Origin of the sequence: Dietzia sp. Alg238-R159 (assembly GCF_900537145.1) — a bacterium.
GTDB classification, from domain to species: Bacteria; Actinomycetota; Actinomycetes; order Mycobacteriales; family Mycobacteriaceae; genus Dietzia; species Dietzia kunjamensis.
Map to the genome: position 1 here is coordinate 372322 of NZ_UNRI01000002.1, position 26991 is coordinate 399312.

The 26991-nt window shown below is 70.9% G+C and carries 28 protein-coding genes; 3 read left to right on the plus strand and 25 right to left on the minus strand.

Translation table 11 applies throughout. The features are described 5' to 3' along the window. Positions 1-35: 35 nt before the first annotated feature. Positions 36-1256, minus strand: coding sequence for a M50 family metallopeptidase (locus G6R20_RS06490; RefSeq protein ID WP_275898237.1), 1221 nt, complete (start codon positions 1254-1256; stop codon positions 36-38). Positions 1257-1259: 3 nt separating this feature from the next. Then, positions 1260-2423, minus strand: coding sequence for a 1-deoxy-D-xylulose-5-phosphate reductoisomerase (gene dxr, locus G6R20_RS06495; protein WP_240341304.1), 1164 nt, complete (start codon positions 2421-2423; stop codon positions 1260-1262). A 163-nt stretch (positions 2424-2586) separates the two neighbouring features. On the opposite strand from dxr, the gene G6R20_RS06500 reads away from it, so the two are divergent. Then, the gene (locus tag G6R20_RS06500; protein WP_096905327.1) at positions 2587-2973 is read left to right on the plus strand and encodes a DUF2631 domain-containing protein; all 387 of its coding nucleotides are present in this window, start codon (positions 2587-2589) and stop codon (positions 2971-2973) included. 132 nt (positions 2974-3105) lie between these two features. Here the strand turns inward: G6R20_RS06500 and rlmN are convergent, their stop codons facing one another. Next, positions 3106-4215 carry a 23S rRNA (adenine(2503)-C(2))-methyltransferase RlmN gene (gene rlmN, locus G6R20_RS06505; RefSeq protein ID WP_163375882.1) on the minus strand — a complete coding sequence of 370 codons (1110 nt, stop codon included), beginning with the start codon at positions 4213-4215 and terminating at the stop codon, positions 3106-3108. An 84-nt stretch (positions 4216-4299) separates the two neighbouring features. Here rlmN and G6R20_RS06510 point away from each other — a divergent pair, with 84 nt between their 5' ends. Continuing rightward, positions 4300-4725: a lipopolysaccharide assembly protein LapA domain-containing protein gene (locus G6R20_RS06510; RefSeq protein WP_132061113.1), complete on the plus strand. Its 426-nt coding sequence runs from the start codon at positions 4300-4302 to the stop codon at positions 4723-4725. Positions 4726-4831: 106 nt separating this feature from the next. Here the strand turns inward: G6R20_RS06510 and G6R20_RS06515 are convergent, their stop codons facing one another. The 5 genes from G6R20_RS06515 to rpsB all read right to left on the minus strand — a co-directional run bounded on the left by G6R20_RS06515 (position 4832) and on the right by rpsB (position 9252). Continuing rightward, positions 4832-5710: a phosphatidate cytidylyltransferase gene (locus tag G6R20_RS06515; protein WP_163375883.1), complete on the minus strand. Its 879-nt coding sequence runs from the start codon at positions 5708-5710 to the stop codon at positions 4832-4834. A gap of 40 nt (positions 5711-5750) precedes the next feature. Further along, positions 5751-6308, minus strand: a complete 558-nt coding sequence (gene frr, locus G6R20_RS06520; protein ID WP_159148644.1) for a ribosome recycling factor — start codon at positions 6306-6308, stop codon at positions 5751-5753. Between the two features lie 50 nt (positions 6309-6358). Further along, complete coding sequence (gene pyrH / locus G6R20_RS06525; RefSeq protein ID WP_163375884.1) at positions 6359-7084, minus strand: UMP kinase; 726 nt, start codon at positions 7082-7084, stop codon at positions 6359-6361. 241 nt (positions 7085-7325) lie between these two features. Then, positions 7326-8150, minus strand: coding sequence for a translation elongation factor Ts (gene tsf, locus G6R20_RS06530; RefSeq protein WP_163375885.1), 825 nt, complete (start codon positions 8148-8150; stop codon positions 7326-7328). Between the two features lie 205 nt (positions 8151-8355). Next, complete coding sequence (rpsB, locus tag G6R20_RS06535; RefSeq protein ID WP_163375886.1) at positions 8356-9252, minus strand: 30S ribosomal protein S2; 897 nt, start codon at positions 9250-9252, stop codon at positions 8356-8358. Positions 9253-9722: 470 nt separating this feature from the next. On the opposite strand from rpsB, the gene G6R20_RS06540 reads away from it, so the two are divergent. After that, positions 9723-10298, plus strand: a complete 576-nt coding sequence (locus tag G6R20_RS06540; RefSeq protein WP_240341305.1) for a M23 family metallopeptidase — start codon at positions 9723-9725, stop codon at positions 10296-10298. Positions 10299-10319: 21 nt separating this feature from the next. Here the strand turns inward: G6R20_RS06540 and G6R20_RS06545 are convergent, their stop codons facing one another. The 17 genes from G6R20_RS06545 to ftsY form a co-directional block, all read right to left on the minus strand. Further along, positions 10320-11273, minus strand: a complete 954-nt coding sequence (locus G6R20_RS06545; protein ID WP_163376090.1) for a tyrosine recombinase XerC — start codon at positions 11271-11273, stop codon at positions 10320-10322. Between the two features lie 156 nt (positions 11274-11429). Then, positions 11430-12629, minus strand: a complete 1200-nt coding sequence (gene dprA, locus G6R20_RS06550) for a DNA-processing protein DprA (protein ID WP_240341306.1) — start codon at positions 12627-12629, stop codon at positions 11430-11432. Positions 12630-12634: 5 nt separating this feature from the next. Beyond that, positions 12635-14152 carry a YifB family Mg chelatase-like AAA ATPase gene (locus G6R20_RS06555; RefSeq protein WP_163375888.1) on the minus strand — a complete coding sequence of 506 codons (1518 nt, stop codon included), beginning with the start codon at positions 14150-14152 and terminating at the stop codon, positions 12635-12637. 2 nt (positions 14153-14154) lie between these two features. Continuing rightward, positions 14155-14559, minus strand: coding sequence for a YraN family protein (locus G6R20_RS06560; RefSeq protein ID WP_163375889.1), 405 nt, complete (start codon positions 14557-14559; stop codon positions 14155-14157). Positions 14560-14703: 144 nt separating this feature from the next. Then, positions 14704-15009, minus strand: coding sequence for a DUF2469 domain-containing protein (locus tag G6R20_RS06565; protein ID WP_007632861.1), 306 nt, complete (start codon positions 15007-15009; stop codon positions 14704-14706). Beyond that, positions 15006-15653, minus strand: a complete 648-nt coding sequence (locus G6R20_RS06570) for a ribonuclease HII (RefSeq protein ID WP_240341339.1) — start codon at positions 15651-15653, stop codon at positions 15006-15008. The genes G6R20_RS06565 and G6R20_RS06570 overlap by 4 nt, the downstream gene beginning before the upstream one ends. A gap of 53 nt (positions 15654-15706) precedes the next feature. After that, the gene (lepB, locus tag G6R20_RS06575) at positions 15707-16369 is read right to left on the minus strand and encodes a signal peptidase I (protein WP_240341340.1); all 663 of its coding nucleotides are present in this window, start codon (positions 16367-16369) and stop codon (positions 15707-15709) included. A gap of 164 nt (positions 16370-16533) precedes the next feature. Continuing rightward, the gene (rplS, locus tag G6R20_RS06580; protein WP_163375892.1) at positions 16534-16875 is read right to left on the minus strand and encodes a 50S ribosomal protein L19; all 342 of its coding nucleotides are present in this window, start codon (positions 16873-16875) and stop codon (positions 16534-16536) included. Between the two features lie 162 nt (positions 16876-17037). Further along, positions 17038-17820 (minus strand): tRNA (guanosine(37)-N1)-methyltransferase TrmD, encoded by a 783-nt coding sequence (gene trmD, locus G6R20_RS06585; RefSeq protein WP_163376091.1) that lies wholly within the window; start codon positions 17818-17820, stop codon positions 17038-17040. 32 nt (positions 17821-17852) lie between these two features. Beyond that, positions 17853-18386, minus strand: a complete 534-nt coding sequence (gene rimM, locus G6R20_RS06590) for a ribosome maturation factor RimM (RefSeq protein WP_163375893.1) — start codon at positions 18384-18386, stop codon at positions 17853-17855. A gap of 41 nt (positions 18387-18427) precedes the next feature. After that, positions 18428-18670, minus strand: coding sequence for an RNA-binding protein (locus G6R20_RS06595; protein WP_007632879.1), 243 nt, complete (start codon positions 18668-18670; stop codon positions 18428-18430). 5 nt (positions 18671-18675) lie between these two features. Then, entirely contained in the window at positions 18676-19158 is a 483-nt protein-coding gene (gene rpsP / locus G6R20_RS06600; RefSeq protein WP_163375894.1) for a 30S ribosomal protein S16, read from the minus strand. Between the two features lie 193 nt (positions 19159-19351). Continuing rightward, positions 19352-20938 carry a signal recognition particle protein gene (gene ffh / locus G6R20_RS06605; protein ID WP_163375895.1) on the minus strand — a complete coding sequence of 529 codons (1587 nt, stop codon included), beginning with the start codon at positions 20936-20938 and terminating at the stop codon, positions 19352-19354. A gap of 66 nt (positions 20939-21004) precedes the next feature. Beyond that, positions 21005-23380, minus strand: coding sequence for a [protein-PII] uridylyltransferase (locus G6R20_RS06610; RefSeq protein ID WP_163375896.1), 2376 nt, complete (start codon positions 23378-23380; stop codon positions 21005-21007). 194 nt (positions 23381-23574) lie between these two features. Next, positions 23575-23913, minus strand: coding sequence for a P-II family nitrogen regulator (locus G6R20_RS06615; RefSeq protein ID WP_163375897.1), 339 nt, complete (start codon positions 23911-23913; stop codon positions 23575-23577). A 28-nt stretch (positions 23914-23941) separates the two neighbouring features. Beyond that, the gene (locus G6R20_RS06620; RefSeq protein ID WP_240341307.1) at positions 23942-25309 is read right to left on the minus strand and encodes an ammonium transporter; all 1368 of its coding nucleotides are present in this window, start codon (positions 25307-25309) and stop codon (positions 23942-23944) included. 172 nt (positions 25310-25481) lie between these two features. After that, positions 25482-26972, minus strand: a complete 1491-nt coding sequence (gene ftsY, locus G6R20_RS06625; RefSeq protein WP_163375898.1) for a signal recognition particle-docking protein FtsY — start codon at positions 26970-26972, stop codon at positions 25482-25484. Positions 26973-26991: the final 19 nt, after the last annotated feature.

Here is a 26991-nt window from a genome sequence, read left to right on the forward strand (position 1 = left end):
ACCGGGCACGGGTGCGAGGTGGGTGTGCGCCCGGCTCAGCCGGGCAGCAGGATCGGGTTGACGAAGTCGGCGGTGATCACGATCGCGGAGACGCCGATGAGGAGTACGAACACCCCCATCGTCAGTGGCGCCAGCTTTTCGTAGTCCGCCGGGCCGCCCGGCGCGAGGCCACGCAACCGGCGGAGGGCGTCCCGGATCTTCTCGTAGAACACCACCGCGATGTGGCCGCCGTCGAACGGGGTCAGGGGCACGAGGTTGAACGCCCCCAGGAACAGGTTGAGGCCGGCCAGGAACAGCAGGAACAGGCTCCACAGACCCTGTTCGACCGCCTGGCCGCCGATGTAGCTGGCACCCACCACGGACACCGGGGAGTCGTCCGCCCGCTCGCCCCCGAAGATCGACGCGGCCACCGCCGGGATCTTGGCCGGGAACGAGATCAGCCCATCGACGGTCGCCTCGACCATCTCCCCGGTGAAGACGAAGGTCGCGGGCACCGCGCTGAGGGCGTCGTAGGTGTTGACGGTCTGATAGGCCGGATCATCGAGGATCTCCCGGGGGATCCCGTCCTGCGAGAGTCGGACCCCGAGCGCACCCCGCTGCTCGCCGTCCCCGCCCGTTGAGGTCAACGTCGTCGTCGTCGTGATCGTCTCCCCGCCGCGTTCCACCGCCACCGGCACGGTCTCACCAGGCCGCGCCGAGACCACGGTCGACAGGTCGTCCCAACTGACCACCGGCACCCCGTCGACCGACGTGATCCGGTCGCCCGGCAGGATCCCCGCCTCGCCGGCCGGACCCACCCCGGTCCCGCACCGGTCCGCCCCCTCGCAGGTGTCCCCCACGACGGCCGCGACGCGGTCGGTGGGAATCGGCTGGACGTCCCGGTTCACCAGGCCCCAACCGAGGGCGACCGTGTAGAACAACGCGATCGCCAGGACGACGTTCATGAAGGGCCCGGCCAACAACACCGCGACGCGCTTCCACCAGGCCTGGCGCCACATCGCCCGCGGTTCGTCCTCCGGGGACAGTTCGTCGTACGCGGTCATCCCGGCGATGTCACAGAACCCACCGAGCGGGATCGCCTTGAGCCCGTACTCGATCCCACCACGCCGGACCGACCACAGGGTGGGACCGAACCCGACGAAGAACCTGCGAACCCTCATCCCCGACCACAGCGCGACCCGCATGTGGCCGTACTCGTGCAGCACGATCGACACCATGATCCCGAGGGCGAACAGCACGATCCCGAACACCAGCACGACTCAGCCCTCCAGGCTCGTGACGAGGGCCGCGGCGTACCGCCGCGCCCAGGACTCCGCCGCCGCGACATCATCCGGATCACGGGGATCGGACGACCACTGATCGGCTGCGCCCACGGTCTCCGCCACGACGTCGACGATGGCGGTGAACCCGATCCGGCCGTCCAGGAACGCCGGGGCGGCCTCCTCGTTGGCCGCGTTGAACACCGCGGTCCGCAGACCCCCCGCCTCGCCCGCAGCCCGGGCCACCGAGATCGCCGGGAACGTCTCGGAGTCCACCGGCTCGAAGGTCCAGGTGTGTGACTGCGAGAAGTCCAACGGGATCGACGCCCCGGGAATCCGTGACGGCCACCCCAGGGCCAACGCGATGGGCAGCTTCATCGACGGCGGGGAGGCCTTCGCCACGGTCGCGCCGTCGACGAAGGTCACCGCCGAGTGCACCACCGACTGGGGGTGGACGGTCACGTCGATCCGATCGTAGGGAACTCCGAACAGCAAGTGTGCCTCGATGAGCTCCAGGGACTTGTTCACCAGGGTCGCGGAGTTCAGGGTGATCATCCTGCCCATCGCCCACGTGGGGTGCTGCAGCGCCTGCTCCGCGGTGACACCTTCCAGTTCGGCGCGGGTACGGCCCCTGAAGGGCCCGCCGGAGGCGGTCAACACCAGAGACGCCACCTCGTCCGCCGTCCCCGCCCGCAGACACTGCGCCATCGCAGAGTGCTCGGAGTCGACGGGGATGAGCTGGCCCGGGGCCGCGGCGCCGGTGACGAGGGCGCCCCCGGCCACGAGTGACTCCTTGTTCGCCAGCGCCAGCCGCGCACCCGTACGCAATGCGGCCAGGGTCGGCCCGAGGCCGATGGACCCGTCGATTCCGTTGAGCACCACGTCGGCCTCCACCGCCCCCACGAGCTCGGTCGCGGCCCCGGGACCTTCGAGAACCGTCGCCTCCGGGAACCCCGACCGGATCCGCTCGGCCGCGGCCGGGTCGGACACCGCGACGAACCGGACGCCGGTTCGGCGGATCTGCTCCGCCAGCAGATCGATCCGGCCACCGCCGGCCGCCAGACCGACGACCTCGAAACGGCCGGGTCCGGCCTCCGAGGTCACCTCGAGAGCCTGGGTACCGATCGAGCCGGTACTGCCGAGGACGAGAACGCGCGTGGTCACCCCGCCATTGTCCACGCCGGAGCCACCTGATGCCGCATCAGCGGCCCCCGGTGTGGCGGAGGCCGGCGGGTTACCCGTCGACCGCCGGACGGCGTGTGACAAACTGGGCACGATGTCGGCGGCCCGCAGGGCTGCCAGCGAGCCGTGAGGAGAACCGGGGAGCATGAGCGCGGACGGGCACCACACCAGCAAGGAGATCGTCGTCGACGGGATCAGCACCCTCGACGAGCCCTCGGTCGAGTGGGGCTGGCACCAGCACAGCAGGAAGGTCGGCCTCGTGACGGGCGGCTTCTTCGTCCTGTTCCTGCTGGCCATGCTGTTCGGCAACCACATCGGACGGGTGGAGGACATCTGGCTGGTGGCGGTCGCCGTGTTCCTCGCGATCTGGATGTTCCTGTCGCTTCGGCCCAAGAAGGACGACACCCTCAAGCGGAACCGTGTCTTCGAGGTCTCCTCGGACCACTACGCGGTGGTCGGCGCCGCCGCCTCGGGTCACGTAGGGGCCGAGGCGGCCCGGAACCCGCAGGGCCGGGCGCCGGCCAGGCACTGATCCCGGTCGACCCGGGAAGGGCCGTCACCGCTCGATGGAGTGGTGACGGCCCTTCTCTTCTTCCGGAGCCCTCAGTGGGTGGCCTCGCGGTCACTCGCCCGTGGTCACTCCGCAGCGGTCACTCCCCCGCGCTCACCCCTCGGCCGCGAGCTGACCACACGCCGCGTCGATCTCCTGGCCGCGGGTGTCGCGCACCGTGCACGAGACCCCGGCCGCGCGAACGGCGGTGACGAAGGCGTCCTGCTGATGGCGGGGGCTGGCGTCCCACTCGCTGCCCGGCGTCGGGTTGAGCGGGATGAGGTTCACGTGCGCCATGGGCCCGAGACGCTGGGCGAGCAGTCGACCGAGCATCTCGCCCCGCCAGGTCTGATCATTGACGTCACGGATCAACGCGTACTCGATGGACACCCGCCGCCCCGTGGCATCGGCGTAGTGGCGGGCCGCGTCCATGACCTCGGAGACCGGCCACCGGTTGTTGACGGGCACCAGGGTGTCCCGGAGTTCGTCGTCCGGGGTGTGCAGGGACACCGCCAGGGTGACCTGGAGTCCCTCCTCTGCCAGCTTGTGGATGGCGGGGACCAGGCCCACCGTCGACACGGTGACCGCGCGTTGCGACAGACCGAATCCCGACGGCGGCGGGGCGATGATGCCGCGCACGGCGGTCATGACGCGCTTGTAGTTGGCGAGCGGCTCCCCCATGCCCATGAACACGACGTTGGACAGTCGCCCCGGCCCGCCCGGGATCTCACCGTCGCGCATGGCGCGGGCGGCGACCCTGACCTGCTCGAGGATCTCAGCTGCCGAGAGGTTACGTTGCAGACCGCCCTGCCCCGTCGCACAGAACGGGCACGCCATCCCGCAGCCGGCCTGACTCGAGATGCACACGGTCGCCCGGTCGGGGTAGCGCATGAGAACGCTCTCGACCAACGAACCGTCGTGCAGTTTCCACAGGGTCTTACGCGTGGTGCCCTCGTCGGTGGTGACGTGTCGTAGCGACGAGGTCAGCGAGGGGAACAGTTCCTCTCCGACCTTCTCCCGCAGGCCGGCCGGCAGGTCGGTCATCTCGCGGGTGTCCGCCTCGAGGCGCCCGAAGTACTGGTTGGCCAGCTGCTTGCCGCGGAATGCGGGAACACCGAGCTCACCCATCGCCGCCTCGCGACCGTCGGCGTCGAGGTCGGCGAAGTGACGAGGGGGCAGCCCTCGGCGGGGGGCGTCAAAAACAAGCGGGAGAGGTTCAGCCATGATGCGGCCATTGTGTCAGAAACGGCCGACCGCAACACATCGCGAGCGGTGCCGTCCGACGCCGCCAGGGCATACAGTCCAGGTATGGCACAGCGATCACACGACCCGACAGACCGTCGTCACGCCGCCCCCGTCGAGGGGCGCGACGAGATCCCCCTCGAGGACACCCACGCGGACTCCACCCTCGTCCCCGCCGACGAGTCGACCCCTGCGACACGCACTCACGAGCAGGATGCTGTCCCCGATTCGTCGGGGGGACTTCTGGGCTCCGCGTGGGTGGGTCTGGTCCTGGGCGCGCTCGTCACCATCCTGCTGTTGATCTTCATCGCGCAGAACACGACCTCGACAGACGTCCGTTTTCTCGGGTTGGAGTTCACCCTCCCGCTGGGGGTGCTGATCCTCTTCGCCGCGATCGCCGGCGCGTTGATCATGGCCCTGTTCGCCGGCTTCCGGATCCTCCAGCTGCGGATGCGCGCACGTAAGGCGCGCAAACTGACCGCCCGACACTGACTCACGACACCGACGCGCGGCACCCGGCGCGGGGTCGGAGGGTCCGCTCACTTCGCGGCTTCGCCCCGTGCCGACGTCACCCGTGCCAACGGAGGTGGTCGACGGATCAGGTCGGGACGACGTAGGTGAAGATGACCCAGACGACGACCGCGGTGGGCAGCACGGAGTCGAGGCGGTCCAAGAATCCGCCGTGCCCCGGCAGGAGCGTGCCCATGTCCTTGATGCCGAGGTCCCGCTTCACCTGCGATTCCACCAGATCACCGAGCGTCGCGGTGAAGACCGTCAGGACGCCGAGCAGGATGCCCTTCCAGACGCTGTCGTCGAAGAGCAGGGCGACCACGAGTGCGCCGCCGACCGTCGCGAACAGGATCGACCCGGCGAATCCCTCCCAGGACTTCTTGGGGCTGATCGCCGGGGCCATGGGGTGCTTCCCGAAGAGCACCCCCGCCACGTACCCCCCGACGTCGGAGCACACGACCAGCAGGATGAGGGCCACGACCCGTTGCGCGCCGTAATCGCCGTCCGACAGCATCGCGCCGAGGGCTCCCGGAACTGCGATCCACACCAACACGAACACCGCGACCGACACGTCGCGCATGTAGTTCTTCGGTGCGGTGGTCAGACCGGCCATGAGCAGACGCCAGACCAGGACGACCACGCCGGTGACGGCGAACGCGGCGAACGCGCCTTCCGCTCCCGTGAGGTAACCCGCCCAGACCATCGCCTGCCCGCCTGCGAGCAGCGGGAACAGTGGAAGCGCGAACCGGGCCTGGCGGAGGCGTTTGAACACCTCCCAGGTGCCGATGGCGACGGCGCCGGCGGCGACGAAGTACCACGCGCGCGGGGTGAACGCGATACTCGCGATCACGAGCGCGCCCAGGCCGACCCCGACCGGGATCGCCCGGGTCAGGTCACGGCCGGCGCGCGACGGAGGTGCGGCGGCCGCGGCGGTGGGCCCGGGCGGGCCCTGGGGAGCGGGGTCCACGGCATACTCCTCGGTTGTCGGGTGATGGGTGTCGCGGAGGTCAGACCTCCATCAGGTCGCCTTCCTTGGCCTTGACGAGTTCGTCCACCTCGCCGACGAACCGCTGGGTGAGCTTGTCCAGCTCCTTCTCCGCCGCGTTGACCTCGTCCTCGCCGGCCTCGCCGTCCTTGTCGATGCGCTTGAGCTCGTCCATCGCCTTACGCCGGACGCCTCGGACGGCGATGCGACCGTCCTCGGCCTTGCCCTTGGCCTGCTTGACCAGATCCCGGCGCCGCTCCTCGGTGAGCTGCGGCACGGTCACGCGGAGGACCTGGCCGTCGTTGGTCGGGTTGACGCCCAGATCCGAGTTGCGGATGGCGTTCTCGATCGGGCCGATCTGCGACATCTCGTACGGCTTGATGATGAGCATGCGCGGTTCGGGTGCCGAGATGGTCGCCATCTGGGTGATGGGCGTCATGCTGCCGTAGTACTCACAGAACACGCGGTTGAACATGCCCGGGTTGGCGCGGCCGGTGCGGATGGCTGAGAGCTCATCGCGAACGTGCTCGATCGCCTTCTCCATCTTGTCCTCGGCCTCGAGCAGAGTGTCGTCGATCATGTCTGTCCCTTTTCGTTGGGGTCGGTGTCAGTGGTCGGGTCGAGGACGTGTCAGGCCGTGCTGGCCACCAGCGTCCCGATCTGCTCACCGGCGACGGCGCGCGCGATGTTGCCCTCGGTGAGAAGGTTGAAGACGAGGATGGGCATGTCGTTGTCCATGCACAGGCTGAACGCGGTGGCATCGGCCACCTTCAGGCCCCGCTCGAGGCATTCGCGGTGCTCGATGCGGCTGAAGAGCTCGGCGTCGGGATTGGTACGGGGATCGTCCGAGTAGACGCCGTCCACTGCCTTGGCCATGAGCAGCACGTCGGCCTTGATCTCCAGCGCGCGCTGGGCTGCGGTGGTATCGGTCGAGAAGTAGGGCATGCCCATCCCCGCCCCGAAGATCACGACGCGGCCCTTCTCCAGGTGCCGTTCGGCGCGTAGGGGGATGTACGGCTCCGCGACCTGCCCCATGTGGATGGCGGTCTGGACGCGGGTCGACACACCCTCCTGCTCGAGGAAGTCCTGCAGCGCCAGGCAGTTCATGACGGTGCCGAGCATCCCCATGTAGTCGCTGCGCGCCCGGTCGAGCCCGCGCTGCTGCAACTGGGCACCCCGGAAGAAATTGCCGCCGCCGATCACGATCGCGATCTGCGCCCCCGTCCGGGAGACATCGGCGATCTGCCGGGCGACGGACTGCACCACGTCCGGGTCGATCCCCACGCTGCCGCCGCCGAACATCTCGCCGCCGAGCTTGAGCATCACACGTTTGTAGCCGTCCCGCGGGTCGGTCATCCCTCTCCTCGTCCCGGGCGGATCCAGCCCGTGTCGCGCGCGTTCACGCCCCCGACATCGATTGGCCGGAGTGGCGTGTGGTCCGTGGTGGGACCGGGTTCATTCTGCCCTATCGCCACGACCGCCACACTCCAGCCCGCCGGGTACGGGCACACCCGACCGTGCAGACGGCGACGGCGGTACCCGGGAAACCGGGTACCGCCGTCGTTCGGGAACCCGCTACGGCGGGTTCGGGCCGTGGTCAGGCCTGGCCGACCTCGAAACGCAGGAACGCCGAGACCTTGACGCCGGCCTCGTCCAGCAGGGCGCCGACGGTCTTCTTGTTGTCGGTCACCGACGGCTGGTCGAGCAGACAGACATCCTTGTAGAAGCCGTTGAGGCGTCCCTCGACGATCTTCTGCAGCGCCTGCTCGGGCTTGCCCTCCTCGCGGGCGGTGGCCTCGGCGATCTCGCGCTCCTTGGCGACGATGTCGGCGGGCACGTCCTCGCGGGAGACGTACTGGGCCTTCAGAGCGGCGACCTGCATCGCGGCGGAACGGGCGGCGGCCTCGGCGGCCTCGCCCTCACCGGAGTAGGCGACCATGACGCCGACGGCGGGCGGCAGGTCGGAGGAGCGCTTGTGGAGGTAGACGGCCACGGGACCGTCGAGCTTGCCCACGCGGCGCAGGACGAGCTTCTCGCCGGACTTGGCGGAGAAGGACACGACCGAGTCGGCCACGGTGGTGCCGTCGAGCTCGGCGGCGTTCAGCGCGTCGAGGTCGGAGATGCCCTGGGTCGCGGCGACCTCGACGATCTTGTCGGCCAGCGCGATGAACTCGGCGCTCTTGGCGACGAAGTCGGTCTCGGAGTTGAGCTCGATCATGACGCCGTCCTTGATGGCGACCAGGCCCTCGGCCGTGGTGCGCTCGGCGCGCTTGCCCACGTCCTTGGCGCCCTTGATGCGCAGCACCTCGACGGCCTTGTCGAAGTCGCCGTCGGTCTCCTCCAGAGCCTTCTTGCAGTCCATCATCCCGGAGCCGGTGAGCTCACGCAGACGCTTGACGTCGGCAGCGGTGTAGTTCGCCATGGTGGGGCGACCCTCCTTAAAGGGGTTCGTGATCTGTCGGAAAAGTGTTCTGATTCGGTCGGCGGGCGATCGCCTCCACCCTAGACGCCGGGGCGTCGGTGGATCGTCCGCCCACCGCCTCCGACACCTCGGGCCCGGCCCCCGGATGATCCCCGTGGGGATCGTGGGCGGCCGGGCCCGACGGTGCTCGAGCTGGTGGTGAGGATCAGGCCTCGGTGGCCGGCGCCTCGGAGGTGGCGGCCGCGATCTCCTGGGCGTCGGCCTCGGGGGCCTCGGCTACGGGGGACTCGGTGCCGGTGACCTCGGCGGGTGCCTCGGCACCCTCTGCCGTGGCGGCGCCGGTGACCTGGTCCAGCTGCTCGGTCTCCCACTCGGCGAGCGGCTCGGCCTCTTCGCCGGTGGCCTTGCCGGCCTGCGAGCGGGCTTTGAGGCCCTCGGCGACGGCGGAGGCGATGACGCGGGTCAGCACGGTGACCGAGCGGATGGCGTCGTCGTTCGCCGGGATCGGGTAGTCGACGACGTCCGGGTCGCAGTTGGTGTCGAGCAGCGCGACGACCGGGATGTTCAGCTTGCGGGCCTCGCCGACGGCGATGTGCTCCTTGTTGGTGTCGACGACCCACACCACGGAGGGGACCTTGCTCATGTCACGCATACCGCCGAGCGTGCGCTCGAGCTTGTTCTTCTCACGCGTGAGCATGAGGATCTCCTTCTTGGTGCGACCCTCGAATCCGCCCGACTGCTCCATGGACTCGAGCTCCTTGAGGCGGACGAGCCGCTGGTGCACGGTCTGGAAGTTGGTGAGCATGCCACCCAGCCAACGCTGGTTGACATACGGCATGCCGACCTTGGCGGCCTCCTCGGCGATGGCCTCCTGGGCCTGCTTCTTGGTGCCGACGAACAAGACGGTGCCGCCGTGGGCGACGGACTCCTTGACGAACTCGTACGCCTGGTCGATGTACGTCAGGGTCTGCCGCAGGTCGATGATGTAGATGCCGTTGCGGTCGGTGAAGATGAACCGACGCATCTTCGGGTTCCAGCGGCGGGTCTGGTGGCCGAAGTGGGCACCTGCGTCGAGCAGCTGCTTCATGGAGATGACTGCCATGATGGGTTGAGGGCTCGTCCGGCTTGGAAGCAGCCGGACCGCGAGGCCCTCGTCCTCGCTTTCTGTGTATCGGGTTCCGCCCACGAGCCGGGTGGCCGTGGGCCCTGGTGTCCGCGCCGGGCCGGACCCCCGTCGGGCGGGGGCACCTGCTGGTCCGGCGTCCGGGGGGCCGGGGCTCGTGGCCCCGGGGCCCGGATGCGGCTCCCGGGAACCGGGCTGCCGCAGGACACGCGAAGTCGATCGACGCAGAGTCGACCGCACCGGAAGCATAACCTCTCGGGCGCGCCCCTCCAAGGCGGCCCGCCCCGGGCGGGTTCCGGCCGCCGCGAACCGCGGTCGCGGGTGAGTCCCGTGCGTGGCGGCTCCCGGGGATGCCCGTGTGCGGCGGTTGCTGGGGATGGTCGTCCATCCTGTCCACAGGTTCCGATCCCCCATGGTCGGCTCCGGGGTGCGTGCGGTGGACTCACGGTATGCAGTCAAACCGGATCGATCGACGACGGCTCCGCCACCGCGCCTGTGCCGGCCTGGCAGCGGGGATCCTCGCCCTCGTCCCCGTGGCCGACGCCGCGCCGTTCGGGTCACGGGTGGGCATGGGCAGCCCCCTGCCGGGTCCGGTCTCGGTATCGACCCCGTTCGATCCGCCCGCCCGGCGATGGCTCCGGGGGCACCGCGGGGTCGATCTGGTCGGCACGGTGCTCGCCCCGGTGCTGGCGCCCGCGGACGGGACGGTCCTGTTCGCCGGGGCCGTGGGAGGTCGACCCGTCTTGTCGATCGACCACGGTGGCGGCCTTCGCACCACCTACGAGCCGGTGCGTGCCACCGTCCGGGCCGGTGATCGCGTCATCGCGGGCGGGGAGGTGGGCCGGCTCCTCGCCGGCCACCCCGGGTGTCCGGCCTCGGCGTGCCTGCACTGGGGCGCCCGTGTGACCTCCGGCGACCCGTCCGGTGACGACGACGACGACTACGTCGATCCGCTTTCACTGCTCGCGGACGCCGAACGGCCGATCCGGCTCAAGCCCACGCGACCCGGAGACGGGGCCGGCTGACGTCAGGGCCCCGTTCTCCGCTCAGGCGCGGGGGTGGGCCCCGCGGTAGGCGGCGCGGAGGCGGTCGGCCGAGACGTGCGTGTAGATCTGGGTGGTCGCCGGGGTGGAGTGACCGAGGAGTTCCTGTACATGCCGTAGATCCGCGCCGCCTTCCAGCAGATGAGTCGCCGAACTGTGCCTCAGCGCGTGGGGCGACACCCGGGGGGCGCCCGGCGTGGCGGCGGTGACCTCGTTGACGATCCGCCGCGCAGCCCTGGGGTCGAGTCGCCCACCGCGCGCCCCGAGCAACAGGGACGGGCCGGACCGGGCGGTGGCCAACGTCGGCCGACCGCCGTCGAGCCAGGCACGCAGTGCCCGGTCCGCGGGCGGGCCGTACGGGACGGCGCGCTCGCGGTCGCCCTTACCCACCACGCGAAGCAGGCGGCGCTCGGTGTCGACGTCGTCCACGTCGAGCCCGCACAGTTCGGCGACCCGGATCCCGCAGGAGTAGAGCAGTTCCACGACCACCCGGTCTCGCAGGGCGATCGGGTCCCCCTCGGCCGCGCCGAGCTCGGTGGTACGGATCGTCTCGGCCGCCTGGTCGATGTCGAGAACCTCGGGCAGGTGACGACGGGCGCGCGGTGCCTCGAGCCGGGCCGCGACATCCGCCGTCACGAGGCCGGTCCGTGCGGCCCACCCGCTGAAGGACCGGGCTGCCGCGACACGGCGGGCGACGGTCGACCTGGCGGCCCCCGCACCGACCTGGGCGGCGAGCCACCCGCGCAGCGCGGGGAGGGTGAGCGCCCCGCGCAGGTCCGCCGCGGTGGTGGGTCCGTCGATCTCGTGGGCGAGGTGGGCGAGCAGACCGAGGACGTCCGCCCGGTAGGAGCGGACGGTGGCCTCGGACCGGGAGCGAGCTGTGCGCAGGTAGTCCGCGAAGTCGTCGACCACGCCACCGAACGGCTCGGACCGAGTGTCCCAACCACCCTCAGGCATGCTCACCGGTCCCATGGGTACCAATTGTCTCCCCCGCGCCGAGGCGGCGCAAGCACGCCGGGCGGGCGACCGGGCGGGCGACCGTGCGGGCCGCCGGGCGGTGGTGTCGGGCGGTGGTGTCGGGACAGTCGGTGCGACCGCCGCCACGAAGCGGGGTCACGACACGGGAAAACTCATCTGCACCCCGCCGTCCGGAGACCTGCGCCACCCCTCCGGGCTCCGTACGGCCGCCCCGGAGGACAGGAGCCGGCCGAGCACCGCCCTCGCGGTGACGGGTGCGATTCCCGCCGAAGCCGCGATCTCGGCGGGTTCGGCACCACCCGAGGTGGGCAGCGCCTCCAGGATCCGCCTGGTCGCATCGTCCAACCCGTCCCACACGCCGGGCTCACCCCTGGGGGGCGGCACCGTCTCCCCCATCCGACCTGCGAGCTCGACAACGTCCGACGTGCGTGAGACCAGCACGGCGCCCCGCTCCCGGAGCAGCAGGTGACACCCGACCGAGGCGACAGACGTGACCGGCCCCGGCACCGCGCCGACCGGGCGATCCAGCGCAGCGGCCCACGCCGCCGTACTCAGTGCGCCGCTTCGGGCAGCCGCCTCCACCACCACGGAGGCGCCGGCCAGCGCCGCGATGATCCGGTTCCGGTCGAGGAAGCGATACCGCGTCACCCCGGTCCCGGGCGGCTGCGCGGAGATCACCGCGCCGGTCTCCGCGACCTCGCGCAGCATCGCGTCGTTCCCGCGCGGGTAGAGCCGATCCACTCCACCGGCTAGGACCGCGATCGTGTCGCCGCTGACACCGAGGACTGCGCGGTGCGCCGCTGCGTCGACCCCGAAAGCCCCACCCGAGACGACAGTGAACCCCTCGGCGGACACCCCGGCGCTCAGGTCGGCGGTCACCGCCCGGCCGTACGAAGTGGGTGCCCTGGTCCCGACGAGTGCGACGGACCTACTCAGCACCAGGCCCGGGTCTGCGGGGCCACGCCACCACAGCCCCAGCGGGCGCAACGCGGTGGGCACCCCGCCCGTCCCGGCGCGGCGTCGGCCGCGCGGACGGTCCAGGGGTTCGAGCGCGAAACCCGGCCAGCCCGGGTCACCGGGCACGATGAGCCGGGCGTCCACCTCGTGGGCGGCCTCCAGCAATCGATTCCCGTCGATGAGGTCCCGCCGTGCCTCGGTCTGGGCGCCGACCGCGTCACCGGCTCGGCCTGCGCGGATCAACTCTCGCGCGCGCACCGGCCCCACCGAGTCCACCAGGTCCCACAGCTGCGCGGTCGGGCGCTCGGTCACCGCGCCCAGATAGGCGTAGGCCGCGCGCACCTCCGACGACACCACCGATCCCTGTTCCCGTTCCACCGGCATCACTCCTCTCCCCTCAGCACGAGCGCCTCCGCGACGTGCGGTTCCCCCGGCACCGTGGCCCCGTCCAGGTCCGCGACCGTCCATGCGAGGCGCAGGCACCGGTCGACCCCGCGCGGTGACAGCACACCGTGCGCCAGGGCCCGGTCCAGAGGGTGCAGCGCCCGACGATCGAGCCCCCACACCGATCGCAGGACGCGGCCGGGAACCTCGGCGTTCGCCCGCGCCCCGGCGGCCTCCGGGCAACCCGCCCATCTCTCGGCGGCGGCCTCCCTCGCCGTCGACACCCTCTGCCGCACCGCGGCGGTGTCCTCGCCCTCTTCCACGGCGAACAGCCCGGACCCGAGCGGCAGCGTCCGTGCGGCGATGTCGATCCGGTCCCGCAACGGCCCGGTCAGCGACCGTCCGTAGCGCCGCCGGGCGTCGGGGGTGCAGCTACAGGCATCTGGCCGCGCACTGCCACACGGGCAGTCGTTCGCCGCCAGCACCAGCTGGAATCGGGCCGGGAAGACGGAGATGCCGTCGCGCCTGGCGATCCGCACCTCGCCGTCCTCGAGTGGAGTGCGGAGGCTGTCCAGCACCCGGCCGGGAAACTCCGCGCATTCGTCGAGGAACAGCACCCCACGATGCGCGAGCGTCGCCGCGCCAGGGCGTGCGACGTTGTTGCCCCCGCCGACGAGGGCGGCCACCGAGGCCGAGTGGTGGGGCGCCACGAACGGCGGTCGGCGTAGCAGCGGGTCGCGCGCCGCGAGCCGCCCCATCACCGAGTGGATCGCAGTCGCCTCGAGGGCGTCCCGCTCCCCCAGGTCCGGCAGCAACCCCGGCAGCCGCCGGGCCAACATGGTCTTACCGGTCCCGGGGGCCCCGCGCAGTAGCACGGCGTGCCCTCCGGCGGCGGCCACCTCGACTGCGCGCCGACAGTCGTCCTGCCCGTGCACCTCGGCGAGATCGGTGTGGGACCGTCCGTTCACCGCGCGGGGCTCCGGGGCGTCCGTGACCAGGACGCCCGCACCCCGGCACCACGCCGCGAGCATCGCGAGCGAGTCCACCCCTGCGGTGTCGATGCCACTGACCAGGCGGGCCTCCGCGAGGTTCGCGGCGGGGACGATCGCCCGGGTCAACCCGGCGTCCCGCGCCGCGAGCACGGCGGGAAGCACCCCGCGTACCGACCGGACCCGACCGTCCAACGCCAGCTCCCCCACCAGCAGGGTGCCGTCGAATCCCGCCCCGGGCAGCTCTCCGGACGCGGTCAGCGTCCCCACCGCGAGCGACAGGTCGAACCCCGAACCCCTCTTCGGCAGCGCCGCCGGGGACAGCGACAGCACGACCTTGCCCGGAGGCCAGGTCAGTCCGCTGTTGACCACCGCAGCCCGCATCCGCTCGCGCGCCTGCAAGACCGCCGAGTCCGGCAACCCCACGATGCTGACCCCGGGCAACCCGCGGCCCACGTCGGCCTCGACCTCCACCAACTGTCCACCGACTCCCTGCAGTGTGACAGCCCACGTCCGACCGAGCGCCACGGTTACAGCACGTCCTCGAACAGCTCGAGACGGGGCCGAGTCGGGTCCGCCAGGTCCACGCCCACCACGTCGAAGCAGACCTGGCGCCAGCGGCCCGGGTTCTCGGAGAGCCAGTGGGCGGCCAGTCGCCGCAATCGCCGTTGCTTGTCCGGGGTCACCGACTCGGCGGGGGTGCCGAAGCCCGTACCCGTGCGCGCCCGGACCTCGACGAATCGCAGCCGCCCCGCGGCGTCCAGCACCACCAGGTCGAGCTCGCCGGCCCGGCACCGCCAGTTCCGGCTGATGACCACTCCACCCCGGGCCTGCATCAACCCCGCAGCGTGGTCCTCACCGAGTTGCCCCGTCCGTCGGCGGGGATCCACACCACCCCCGGCCGCCTCGCCGCCCACCGCCTCGTCCCCCGTCATCGCCAGCCCTCCCCGGCCGCCCGGTCCGTCCGGGCCCGCCGGGGCTCACCCTGCCGGACGGAAACGGCCCGACCCGCTGGTCGCGGATCGGGCCGGGGGCGCCCTGTGGAGGCGGCGCGGGCTGTGGAGAACGGGGGCCGGGTGCTACTCCGGGAGCCGCAATTCAGGCTTGTCGAGTTCCTCGATGTTGACGTCCTTGAAGGTCAGCACCCGAACGTACTTGACGAAACGAGCAGGTCGGTACATGTCCCACACCCACGCGTCGGACATCCTCACGTCGAAGTAGACCTCGCCGTCCGCCGACCGGGGGATCAACTCGACGGCATTGGCGAGGTAGAAGCGCCGCTCCGTCTCGACGACGTAGGTGAACTGGCCGACGATGTCGCGGTACTCGCGGTAGAGCGAGAGCTCCATCTCGGTCTCGTAGTTCTCCAGATCCTCGGCGCTCATCTCGTGCTGCTCCTCGAATGCGCCTGCGCGGCGCGACGGACGTTGGCGTACGACATCCGATGGATGCCGCTGGGACCGAGCTGCTCGATCGCCCTGGCGTGACTCACGGTGCTGTACCCCTTGTGGGCGGCGAAACCGTACCCCGGGTACCGCGAGTCGAGGTCCACCATAATCCGATCCCGCGTGACCTTCGCGAGGACACTCGCGGCGGCGATGGATGCGACCACTGCATCACCCCCGATCACGGACGTGGACTGACATCCGAGCCCGTCGACCGCGAAGCCGTCGGTCAGCACGAAACCGGGTACCGGGTCGAGGGCGGCGACCGCCCGGCGCATCCCCTCCAGATTGCACCGGTGGATCCCGCGCATGTCGATCCGGTCCGGCTCGATCACCACCACACTCACCGCCGACGCCCTGCGCAGGATGACGTCGTGCAGTCGCTCACGGCTGGCGGCGGTGAGCTTCTTCGAGTCATCCAGGTCGGCCAGGTCGGGGTGGAGCCGGTTCCCCAACACGCAGGCCGCCACCACCAGTGGGCCCGCACAGGAACCGCGTCCGGCCTCGTCGACACCGGCGACCGGGCCGAGACCTCGACGGGCGAGGGCTGCCTCCAACGCCAGGCGGCCGTCGCGACGGGTCACCCGGACCCGGCCGGGAAGGGCGACATCCCGGGGCCGCTGCGGTCGTGCCCGGCTCACCCCGCGTTGATATCCGGGGAGGACACCGTCCCGATCCGGCTGAACGGGAGGATGATCGCCCGGACCTTGCCGATGATGTTCTCCTCGGGCACGGTTCCCTGCAACTCGTCACCCATGTGGAAGCGGGAGTCCGCGGAGTTACCGCGGTTGTCCCCCATCACCCAGTAGTTGCCTTCGGGGACCGTGACCGGTCCGAAGGCACAGTTGAGCGGGTTCCCGGCCGGCGAGGGGGCCTCGTTGAGGTACGGCTCGTCCAGCGGCTGACCGTCGACGAGCAGTGCACCATCCGGGGAGCAGCCCCCGACGGTTTGGCCCCCCACCGCGACGACGCGCTTGACCATGTCGTTCTGATCGGGTGGGACGATGCCGATCACGCCGCCGATGTTCTGCAGGGTCCTGATGACCTGATTGTCCGACCGGATGGACTGGTAGCCCTCGTTCCACGAATCGGGCCCCTCGAAGACCACCACGTCCCCGGGTTCGGGGTCTCCGAACCGGTAGGTGATCTTGTCGACGAAGATGCGGTCCCCCGTGCAGCCCGCGCAGCCGTGCAGGGTGGGTTCCATGGACTCCGACGGGATCTGGTAGACGCGTCCGACGAAGGTCTGGAAGACGAACACCAGGACGAGTGCGATCACCACCAGCAGCGGGATCTCGATGTACCAGGGCTGGCCCTTCTTCTCGACGCCGCGAGCCGGGGCCCCGTCGTTACGGGACCCCGGCTCGGCGGCGTCATGTCCAGGCGTATCGGTGCTGCTCACCCGGATGAGCGTAGTCGATCCCGGCCCGCCGACGGCGGCCGAGTCCGTCCGGCTCTACACGGTCAGCGCTTCTCCTTGATCTTCGCGGCCTTGCCACGGAGTGCACGCAGGTAGTACAGCTTCGCGCGACGCACGTCGCCGCGGACCAGGACGTCGATTCGGTCGATCGTGGGCGAGTGCACGGGGAACGTGCGCTCGACGCCGACGCCGAACGAGACCTTGCGGACGGTGAAGGTCTCGCGGACGCCACCGCCCTGGCGACGGATAACGACGCCCTTGAAGACCTGGACGCGCTCCTTCGAGCCCTCGATGACCTTGACGTGCACGTCGAGCGTGTCGCCGGGGCGGAAGTCCGGGATGTCGTCGCGGAGCGACTTGTTTTCGATGAAGTCGAGAGTGTTCATTGTGTTCCTTGCATGTCAGGAATGAGGACAGAGGACCCTGGCGCCCGCCCGCAGGCGGGACGACCGGTTCGTGCCCCGGATCAGCGCGACCGTCAGCGGACACACGTGGTGCCCGGAAGGTCAACCTCGCTAGTGTGCCATCCGCTACTCGGAGGACCCAAATCACCCGGACGGAGGAACCCAACCGAAGTCCGAGAGCGTCGCCAGGTCGGCCCTGTCCAGCTCGGCCGACCCGAGGAGGTCGGGCCTCCGCTCGGCTGTGCGTCTCAGCGACTCGTCCCTGCGCCACCGCGCGATCCTGGCGTGATCACCGCTCTTGAGGATCTCGGGTACCGGTCGGTGACGCCACACCTCGGGTCGGGTGAAACTGGGGCCCTCGAGTAGGCCGTCGGAGAAGGAGTCTTCCTCATGGCTGCGCCGGTTCCCCAGCACCCCGGGTAGGAGGCGGATGACGGCCTCCGCGATGACGAGCACCGCCACCTCGCCCCCGATGAGGACGTAGTCGCCGATGCTGACCTCTTCGACGTCCATCCGCGTGGACGCCTCGTCGACGACCCGCTGGTCTATCCCCTCGTAGCGACCGCACGCGAACAGCAGGTGGCGTCGACGGGCGTAGCGGTGCGCGTCGGCCTGGGAGAACGGTCGTCCGGCGGGCGTCGGGACGATCAGGAGTGGGCGGGTCTCCTCGTCCTCCGGCCCGCTCTTCGCCGTCTCCGGCGGCGGCACGAGGTCGTCCAGCGCCTCGCCCCACACCGTCGGGCGCATGACCATGCCCGGCCCACCACCGAACGGGGTGTCGTCGACCGACTTGTGGACGTCGTGGGTCCAGTCCCGGAGGTCGTGAACGGCGACGTCGACTATGCCCCGGTCCGCGGCCCGACCGATCAGCGCCAACCGCAGCGGGGCGAGGTATTCGGGGAAGACGGTGATGACGTCGAGGTGCATGAGCGGACCGCCCCCACCATCGGGGCGAGCGGTCACGACGTCCCCAGGTCGAGCAGCCCCTCCGGCGGGTCGATGACGCACGTCCGCAAGACGACGTCCACCTCGGGGACCATCTCGGAGACGAACGGGACCAGTGCGTCGCCTCCGTCGGCCAGCCGGATGGCGAGGAGTTCGCCGGCCGCGGTGTGCACGATCTCGGTCACCTCGCCGAGGGTGGCACCCGAGGTATCGAGCACCCGCAGGCCCACCAGTTGATGGTCGTGGTACTCGTCCGGGTCCTCCGGATCCTCCAGCGCATCCGAGTCGACGAGTAGCAGCATGCCGCGCAGTGCGTCCGCGGTGTCCCGATCGCCGACGCCTTCCACACGCACCAGAAGCCGCCCGGAGTGGTGCCGGGCGGCTTCAATGGTGACGTCGCGGTCGGTGGCCCGATCGCCCCGACCGATCCGCCCGACGAGTCGGGTCCCGACGGCGAATCGCTCCTCGGGGGAATCGGTGCGAACCTCCACCACCAGTTCGCCGCGGACGCCGTGCGATTTGACGACGCGTCCCACGACGAGCTCCATGATGGTCCAGGTCCTCCGATTGCCGACGTGTACGGGCGGGATCAGCGGTCGGTGTCGACCACGTCGACCCGGATGCCTTCGCCGCCGACAGCGGAAACGATCGTCCGGATCGCGGAGGCGGTACGGCCACCCCGTCCGATGACACGGCCGAGATCCTCGGGCGCGACGGCCACACGGATCACGGTGCCGCGCCGACCACCACTCGACCGGACGGACACCGCGTCGGGGTCCGACACGATTCCGCGGACGAGGTGGTCGACGGCGTCGACGACCATGTCATTCATCTGTCTCAGGCCTCGGCGGTCTCGGCGTCAGCCGACGCGGCCTCGCCCTCGCCGGACTCGGCGGCCTTGGCGGCCTCCTTGGCCTCGTCCTTCTTCGCCTTCTCGGCCTTGCGCTTGGCGGTGATGGCCTCGGCGGACGGCTCACCCTGGGCGTCCTCGAGGGCCTTGTTGAACAGGTCCAGCTTCGAGGGCTTGGGCTCGGCGGTCTTCAGAGTGCCCTCGGCGCCCTCGATCCCCTTGAACTTCTGCCAGTCGCCGGTGATCTTGAGCAGCTGCTCGACGGCCTCGGTGGGCAGGGCGCCGACACCGAGCCAGTACTGCGCGCGCTCGGAGTCGATCTGGATGAAGCTCGGCTCCTCCTTGGGGCGGTAGAGACCAATGGTCTCGATGGCGCGCCCGTCGCGACGGGTGCGGGCGTCGGCGACGACGACCCGGTACTGCGGGTTGCGGATCTTGCCGAGGCGGGTGAGCTTGATCTTGACGGCCATGAGGCGTCTCGCTTTCTGTTGCGGGTCACGTGGCGATTCAGCGGCGCCCGCCCTGCTGGCGGGAGCCCGGTTTCGCCTTCCGGGTGACCGCCGTTCGGCACGGACCCACGAGGGTCCACCGGTGACGGCGTCCAGCGGACCAGTCTAGACAGTCCGGGACGGTGGGCACCAATCGACGCGTCGGGCGGACCGGTCAGCGCTTGGGGAACTTCAGGTCGTTGAGATCGATCCCCTCCAGCCCCGGCGGGAGCTGGTCGAGTCCGGGCGGCAACTGGGACAGGTCGGGCATCCCGCCCGGCGGCATACCGGGCATCCCGGGCGGCATCCCCGGCATCCCCCCGGGCATCATCCCCCGCTGCTTGGGCGGGGTGGGACCGCGGCCCTTTCCCTTGCCCTTGCCCTTGCCCTTCTTGCTCTTGCGCTGGTTCTTGCGTCCCGCCCCGGGCATTCCCATCTGGCCCGCCATGCGGCTCATCATCTTGCGGGCCTCGAAGAACCGGTCGACCAACTGGTTGACGTCGGTGACCGTGACCCCCGAACCGTTAGCGATGCGCTGACGGCGCGAGCCGTTGATGATCTTCGGGTCCGCGCGCTCCTCGGGGGTCATGCCGCGGATGATCGCCTGGATGCGGTCCAGGTACTTCTCGTCGATGTCCCCGACGGCGGCCTTCATCTCCTTGCCGCCGGGCAGCATGCCCAGCAGGTTCCCGATGGGCCCCATCTTGCGGATCATCAACATCTGGTCGAGGAAGTCCTCGAGCGTGAGCTCGCCGGAGCCGATCTTCGCGGCGGTCTTCTCCGCCTCCTGCGCATCGAAGACCGTCTCCGCCTGTTCGATGAGCGAGAGCACATCGCCCATCCCGAGGATCCGGCTGGCCATGCGGTCGGGGTGGAAGACGTCGAAGTCCTCGAGCTTCTCGCCGTCGGACGCGAACATGATCGGCGTCCCGGTGAGTTCGCGGACGCTCAGCGCGGCGCCACCCCGGGCGTCGCCATCGAGCTTGGTGAGAACGACACCCGTGAAGCCGACGCCCTCACGGAAGGCCTCGGCCGTGACCACCGCGTCCTGACCGATCATCGCGTCAAGGACGAAGAAGGTCTCGTGGGGCTGGACGGCGTCCCGGATACCCCGGGCCTGGGCCATCATCTCCTCGTCGATGCCGAGTCGACCGGCGGTGTCGACGATCACGACGTCGTGCATCTTGGCGCGGGCGTGAGCCAGTCCGCGCTGCGCCACTGACACCGGCTCCTGGACGCCGATCACCTCACCGTCGCCCCCGACGGAGGTCCCGGGGTGCGGGGCGAAGGTGGGAACGCCGGCACGCTCACCGACGATCTGCAGCTGGTCGACTGCTCCGGGTCGCTGCAGGTCGCAGGCCACCAGGAGCGGTGTGTGCCCCTGCGCCTTGAGCCAGTGCGCCAATTTGCCCGCCAGGGTGGTCTTACCCGCGCCCTGCAGGCCCGCCAGCATGATGACCGTCGGGGGCTGTTTGGCGAACTCGATCCGCCGCTCCTCGCCGCCGAGGATGCCGGTGAGTTCGGCGTCGACGATCTTGACGACCTGCTGGGCGGGGTTGAGCGCCTCGGAGACCTCGGCGCCCTTGGCGCGCTCCTTGACCCGGGAGATGAACTCGCGCACCACCGGCAGGGCGACGTCGGCCTCGAGCAGCGCCAGACGGATTTCACGGGCCGTCGCGTCGATGTCGGCATCGTTGAGCCGACCCTTTCCGCGCAGGTCCTTGAGCGCACCTGTGAGGCGGTCGGACAAGGATTCGAACACGGCAACAGCTCCCTGGTTCGCGGCCCGGGAGCGCGCACGGTTCCCGGCGTCGTCGGCGACGACTGATCACAGGGTATCGGCATGCGCCACGGCGGGCGTCGTGGGATCACGTCGCGGCAGTAGCGCCTCCACCTGACCGGCCGTACTCAGGACCGCTCCGGGGCCGGAGAGCGCGAACACGTCCTCCACGGCCGCTCCCCTGGTGCGCACCACCACCCAGTCGATCCGGGCGCCGGCGTCGATGATCGCGGACACCACCCGGGCGAACAGGCCGGGCCGGTCCTCCGACCGCACCTCCATCAGCACACCGTCGGCGTCGGTCCGGTGGGAGATCAGGACGGAGGATCTGGCCTGCGGGGGTCCGATCGGTAGCGCCGCCCCCCGGGACAGCGCGGCGCGCAGTGGCGCGGGGAGCCCGGAGTCGATCGACCGGCGCAGATCCTGCCGGAGCACGCGGCCGTCCACCGGGTCACCGAAGCGGGTCGAGACCGTCATCCTCGCGCGCATCCCGCCCGGCGGACGGAGGTCGATCTCCGCATCCACGATCTCCAACCGGTGGGCGGCCAGGACCTCCGTGGTCACCGCCAGCGAACGTCCTCCACCGGGGACGACGAGGGTGACCTCGTGCGTGGTCCCGGAGTCCGCCGCCCGGAGGTCCACCACGACATCCGGTGGCCCGTGTCGCCGCGAGGCGTTCACAGTCGGCGCCTGCACCGCGGCGGGCCGGGGGCCGAGCGCCTTGCGGCACGCCGCCACGAGCGCGGCGTGGGCCCCGGCACGTCCGGTGGTCCAGACCGTCGGCCCGGTCGCGAGCGAGTCCGCCTCGGTGAGGGCGGCCAACACGTCGAGGGCGGCGGCGTCCCGGTCCAGCGCGGTGAGGACGGCCTCCGCGGTGGCGGGGTCGGCGGGGTCGCGTCTCGCGGCGGTCGCGGGGAGCAGCAGGTGGTGCCTGACGATGCGCGTCAAGGTCTCGGTGTCACGGCCGCCGAGGCCCATCCGGGCACAGATCGGGCGGATCATGTCCGCCCCGTTCTCGCTGTGGTCGCCGTCACGGCTCTTCCCGAGGTCGTGTAGAAGCGCCGCGAGCAGCAGGAGGTCCGCCCGTGCGACGGAGGTAGTGAGGCGGGACGCCTCCACCGACGTCTGCACCAGGTGCCTGTCGACCGTGTAGATGTGCGCCCGGTCGCGGGCGGGCAGATCCCGCACCCCCGACCATTCCGGTAGCAGCCGTTCCCACAACCCGCACCGGTCGAGAGCCTCGTGGACGGGGATCTGCGCCTCACCCGAGCCCAGGAGCACGAGCAGGTCGGACAGGGCCTCCGCCGGCCACTGACCGTCCGGGACGGGGCAGCGTTCGACGAGGACGCCGAGGGTGGAGGTCGCGATCGGCAGCCCGAACCGGGCCGCGGCCGCGGCCACCCGCAGCGCCAGCCAGGGGTCGTCGGCCACGCGGGCCGCGCGGGCGAGCGTCACCTCCCCCGCGTGTTCCACCACCCCGTCGTCGAGGGGCCGACGGACAGGCGACCTCCGCAGCAGGCCGGTCAGTCCCCGGGAGGACAGCGCCGCGCACGAGCCACGGATGGCCTGGTCCGCGGTGAACGCGATCGTGCGGGAGGCGTCGCTCAGCGCCCGGGCGAGATCGAACCGGTCCCCCAGGCCCAACGCCTCGCCGACCTCGTCGCCGTACTCGGCGTGCAGCACCTCGCGGGGGCGTCCGCTCACCCGGTGTAATTCGGTCCGGGCGTCCAGCACCAGCCGGTGCGCGCGCGCCATCCCACCCGGGACCACGGGCCGACCGTCGCTGAGGTGGGCCAGGCCCAGGGCCGCGACGAGCTGCGCGTCTCGGAGCCCACCGGCCCCGTTCTTCAGGTCGGGTTCGCTGCGGTGCGCGATCACCCCCGCCCGGTGCCGCCGGGCGGCCGCCGCGTCGACGAGATCGTCGAAGCGGGAGGCGATCTGGTCCCGCCACTGCCGGCGCGCGCCGTCCACGACCAACGCTCCCAGGTCCGCGTCTCCCGCGATCACGCGGGCGTCCAGCAGGCTCAGCCCGACCGAGACGTCGGCGGCGGCCACGGCCAGGCACTGGTCGACGGTGCGGACACTGTGGTCGAGTCCGACCCCGGAGTCCCACAGCGGGTACCACAGGGCGTCGGCCAGCTCACCCACGTCGCGGTCCGGGCGCCGCTCGTGGACCAGGACGAGGTCGAGGTCCGAGTGTGGCAGGACCTCCCGGCGCCCCAACCCGCCGAAGGCGATCAGGGCGAACCCCGATCCCGGGCCGATCCCGGCCTCGTCGGCGAGCCGCCCCAGCTCCATCTCGTAGAGCTCACACAGGGCGTCCCTCAACGGCGCGGCGGGCAGGCTCTCGCGCGGGGCGGAGAGGATCCGCTCGCGTCCCGCCCGCAGCGCCGTGGCGCGCTCGCCGTCCGCCGTGACCGCCATGGCACTCCCCTTCCCTCATCCGTCGGGGTCCAGAATGTCGCCTCCGTGTCACCGCCTCGGTGCGTACAGGTTTCACCTTTGTGAACGGGTGCTCACGGGGTGCGCGGGACCGGGCGAGCAAGGCGCCCGCCGCACACGACGGCGCGCGGCCACCCCTGTGACGGGGCGACCGCGCGCCGGGCGTTACCGGAGGGTCAGATCGCGGACGTGCCCTCCTCACCGGTGCGGACGCGCACGATGCTCTCGACGGGGGTCACCCATACCTTGCCGTCGCCGATCTTGCCGGTCCGGGCCGCGTCGACGATCAGTTGGACCGCGGTCTCGGCGGTCTCGTCGTCGACCACCACCTCCACCCTGATCTTGGGGACGAAGTCCACGGCGTACTCGGCGCCGCGGTAGACCTCGGTGTGGCCCTTCTGGCGTCCGTATCCCTGGACCTCGCTGATGGTGAGGCCGTGGATGCCGGCCTGCTCCAGTGCTGCCTTGACGTCGTCGATCGTGAACGGTTTGACGATCGCGGTGACGAGCTTCATGTCGTGGGTTCCTTTCGAAGTGGTCGGCTCAGCGGATGAGCGCGTTGGTGGAGGCCTCGTACGCGCTCTCGGCGTGCTGGGCACCGTCGATGCCCGCCTGCTCGTCGGCCTTGTCGATCCTCCAGCCGAGCGGCCGGCAGATCGCCCAGGCGATCGCGGTCATGATGCCGGTGAACACGAGGGCGGCCACGGCGATCACGATCTGGACCACCAGGAGTCGCCAGCCGTCCGCGGAGTAGAACACTCCCGCGTCCGTTCCGAAGGTGCCGGTGGCGAACAGGCCGATGGCGATGGTGCCCCACAGTCCTGCCACCAGGTGCACGCCCACCACGTCCAGGGCGTCGTCGTAGCCGAAGCGGTGCTTGAGGCCGACGGCGAGCGCGGACAGCGCGCCAGCGATCGCACCGAGGGCGATCGCGCCGAGCGGGTGGACGGAGCCGGCGGCGGGGGTGATGGCCACGAGGCCGGCGACCACGCCGGAGGCGGCACCGAGGCTGGTGGCGTGGCCGTCACGGATACGCTCCGCTAGGAGCCAGCCGAGCATCGCGGCGGCGGTGGCGGCGGTGGTGTTGACCCACGCCAGGCCCGCCGCGCCGTTGGCACCGAACGCGGAACCGGCGTTGAACCCGAACCAGCCGAACCACAGCAGGGCGGCGCCGAGCATGACCAGCGGCAGGTTGTGCGGGCGGTAGGCGGTGCGACCGAACTCGAGCCGCTTGCCGACAAGCAGGACCAGGACGAGCGCGGCCATACCGGCGTTGATGTGCACGACGGTTCCGCCGGCGAAGTCGACGGGCGCCACGGCGGCGGTCAGCCCGCCCTCGCCGTCGTCCACGGTCCCGAAGATCATGGCCGCCAGTCCGCTGTCCGAGTGCGAGAGCAGTCCGCCGCCCCACACCATGTGGGCGAGCGGGAAGTACGCCAGGGTCACCCAGACGGCGACGAAGGCGAGCCAGGTGCCGAACCGGGCGCGCTCGGCGATCGCACCCGAGATGAGCGCGACGGTGATGATCGCGAAGGTCACCTGGAAGGCGACGTCGACGACCTGCGGATAGGCGCCGGATCCGGAGACCATCCATTCGGTGGCGTCACCGATCACCCCGGAGAGTCCGAACAGTTCGAAGGGGTTGGCGAACAGCCCCAGGACCGATTCGCTGCCGTAGGACATCGACCAACCCCACAGCAGGTAGATCACGCCGACCACGCCCATCGCGCCGAACGACATCATCATCATGTTCAACACGGACTTCTGCCGGGACATGCCGCCGTAGAAGAGCGCCAGGGCGGGCGTCATGAGCAGTACCAGGGATGCTGCGATGAGCATCCAGGCCGTGTCTCCCGTATCGATCTCCGGCGTCGCCTCCTGGGCGAGCAACGCGACACTGTCACCTATCACGGTGCGGTCCTCCTCGTCTCGTACGTGGTGAGCGACTCTTCGCTCCCCGTCGACGTGAAGATTTCCTTGGTCGTGTTGCACCGGATGTGCGGTGATGTTTCGGGGTTGTAACGCGCTCGGGCCCCCGGTTCCGGTCGTGTGTCCTGGCCGACCGGGCGGGCGTCGCAGGGACCTACGTGCCGAGCAGAGCGTCGACGAACGCCTCGGGGGTGAACGGTGCGAGGTCGTCGGCACCCTCGCCCAGTCCGACGAGCTTCACGGGCACCCCCAACTCGTGCTGGACCTGGAACACGATGCCGCCCTTGGCGGTGCCGTCGAGCTTGGTGAGCACGACGCCGGTGATGTCGACGACCTCCTTGAACACACGCGCCTGCATGAGCCCGTTCTGTCCGGTGGTGGCGTCGATCACCAGCAGCACCTCGTCGACCGGGGTCTTCTTCTCCACCACTCGTTTGACCTTGCCGAGCTCGTCCATGAGCCCGGTCTTGGTGTGGAGCCGACCGGCGGTGTCCACGAGCACGGCGTCCACGCCGGTCTCGACCCCGCGGGTCACCGCGTCGAAGGCGACGGAGGCGGGATCGGCGCCCTCCTTGCCGCGGACGACCTCGGCGCCCACCCGCTCGGCCCAGGTCTGGAGCTGATCCGCGGCGGCGGCGCGGAACGTGTCCGCCGCGCCGAGGAGGATCTCGCGACCGTCGGCGACGAGGACGCGGGCGAGTTTGCCGGTGGTGGTGGTCTTGCCGGTGCCGTTGACGCCGACGACGAGGAGGACGGCCGGCGTCCCGTTGTTCGGCAGCGCACGCAGAGAGCGGTCGAGTTCAGGGTGGAGGTTGTCGATGAGGGTCTGCCGCAGCAGATCGCGCACCTCGGCCTCTGTGCGGACCTGTCGGGTGGCGATCTCCGCCCGCAGGCGGTCCACGACGAGCTCGGTGGTGGCCGAACCGAGGTCGGCCATGATCAGCGTGTCCTCGATCTCCTCCCAGGCGTCCTCGTCGAGATCGCCGGCGCCGAGGAGACCCAGCAGACCCTGGCCCACGGAGTTCTGCGAGCGCGCGAGGCGTCCCCGCAGGCGGTCGAGGCGGCCGGCGGCCGGGTCGATGCGCTCGACCGGGGCGACCGGCTCCGGGGTCCCGGTGACCTTCTCCGGGGGCGCCGGAATCTCCTCGTCGGGCACCTCGGGCGGGACCACGACGGGTTCGACCGGGGCGGCCTCGACGACCTCGGTGGCCTCCGTCGGGCCGGGGTCGACGTCCGGCTCGGGCGCGGGGGCGGCCGTCTCGGGCGCGGGTGCGGCCGTCTCGGGCGCCGCATCCGGCGCGGTCGCGGGCTCGGCCGCGGGGGCGGCCCCCGTCGCAGGGGACGACGGCGCGGGCGGCCGTGGGGCCGGTGTCGCCGGCGGCAGGTCCTCCCGCGGCGTCGGGTCGCGGCGCACCGGCTCCCTGGGGGGGGCCGCCGTGGCGCCGCCTCCTCCCTGGGCGAACGAGAATCCCGTCCCGGCCTGATAGTTGCCGGAGCGCTCCTCGCGGGTGAGTTCCTTGCGCTCGGCGGCCCTGGTGAGGGAGATCTGCCGCTTCTTGCGTAGCTGCAGACCCACGATGAGGGCGATGATGGCCAGCAGCAGCACCGCGGCGACGGCGATGATGATCCAGGTGGTGGTAGTCACGGTGCCCAGTATGGCCGAC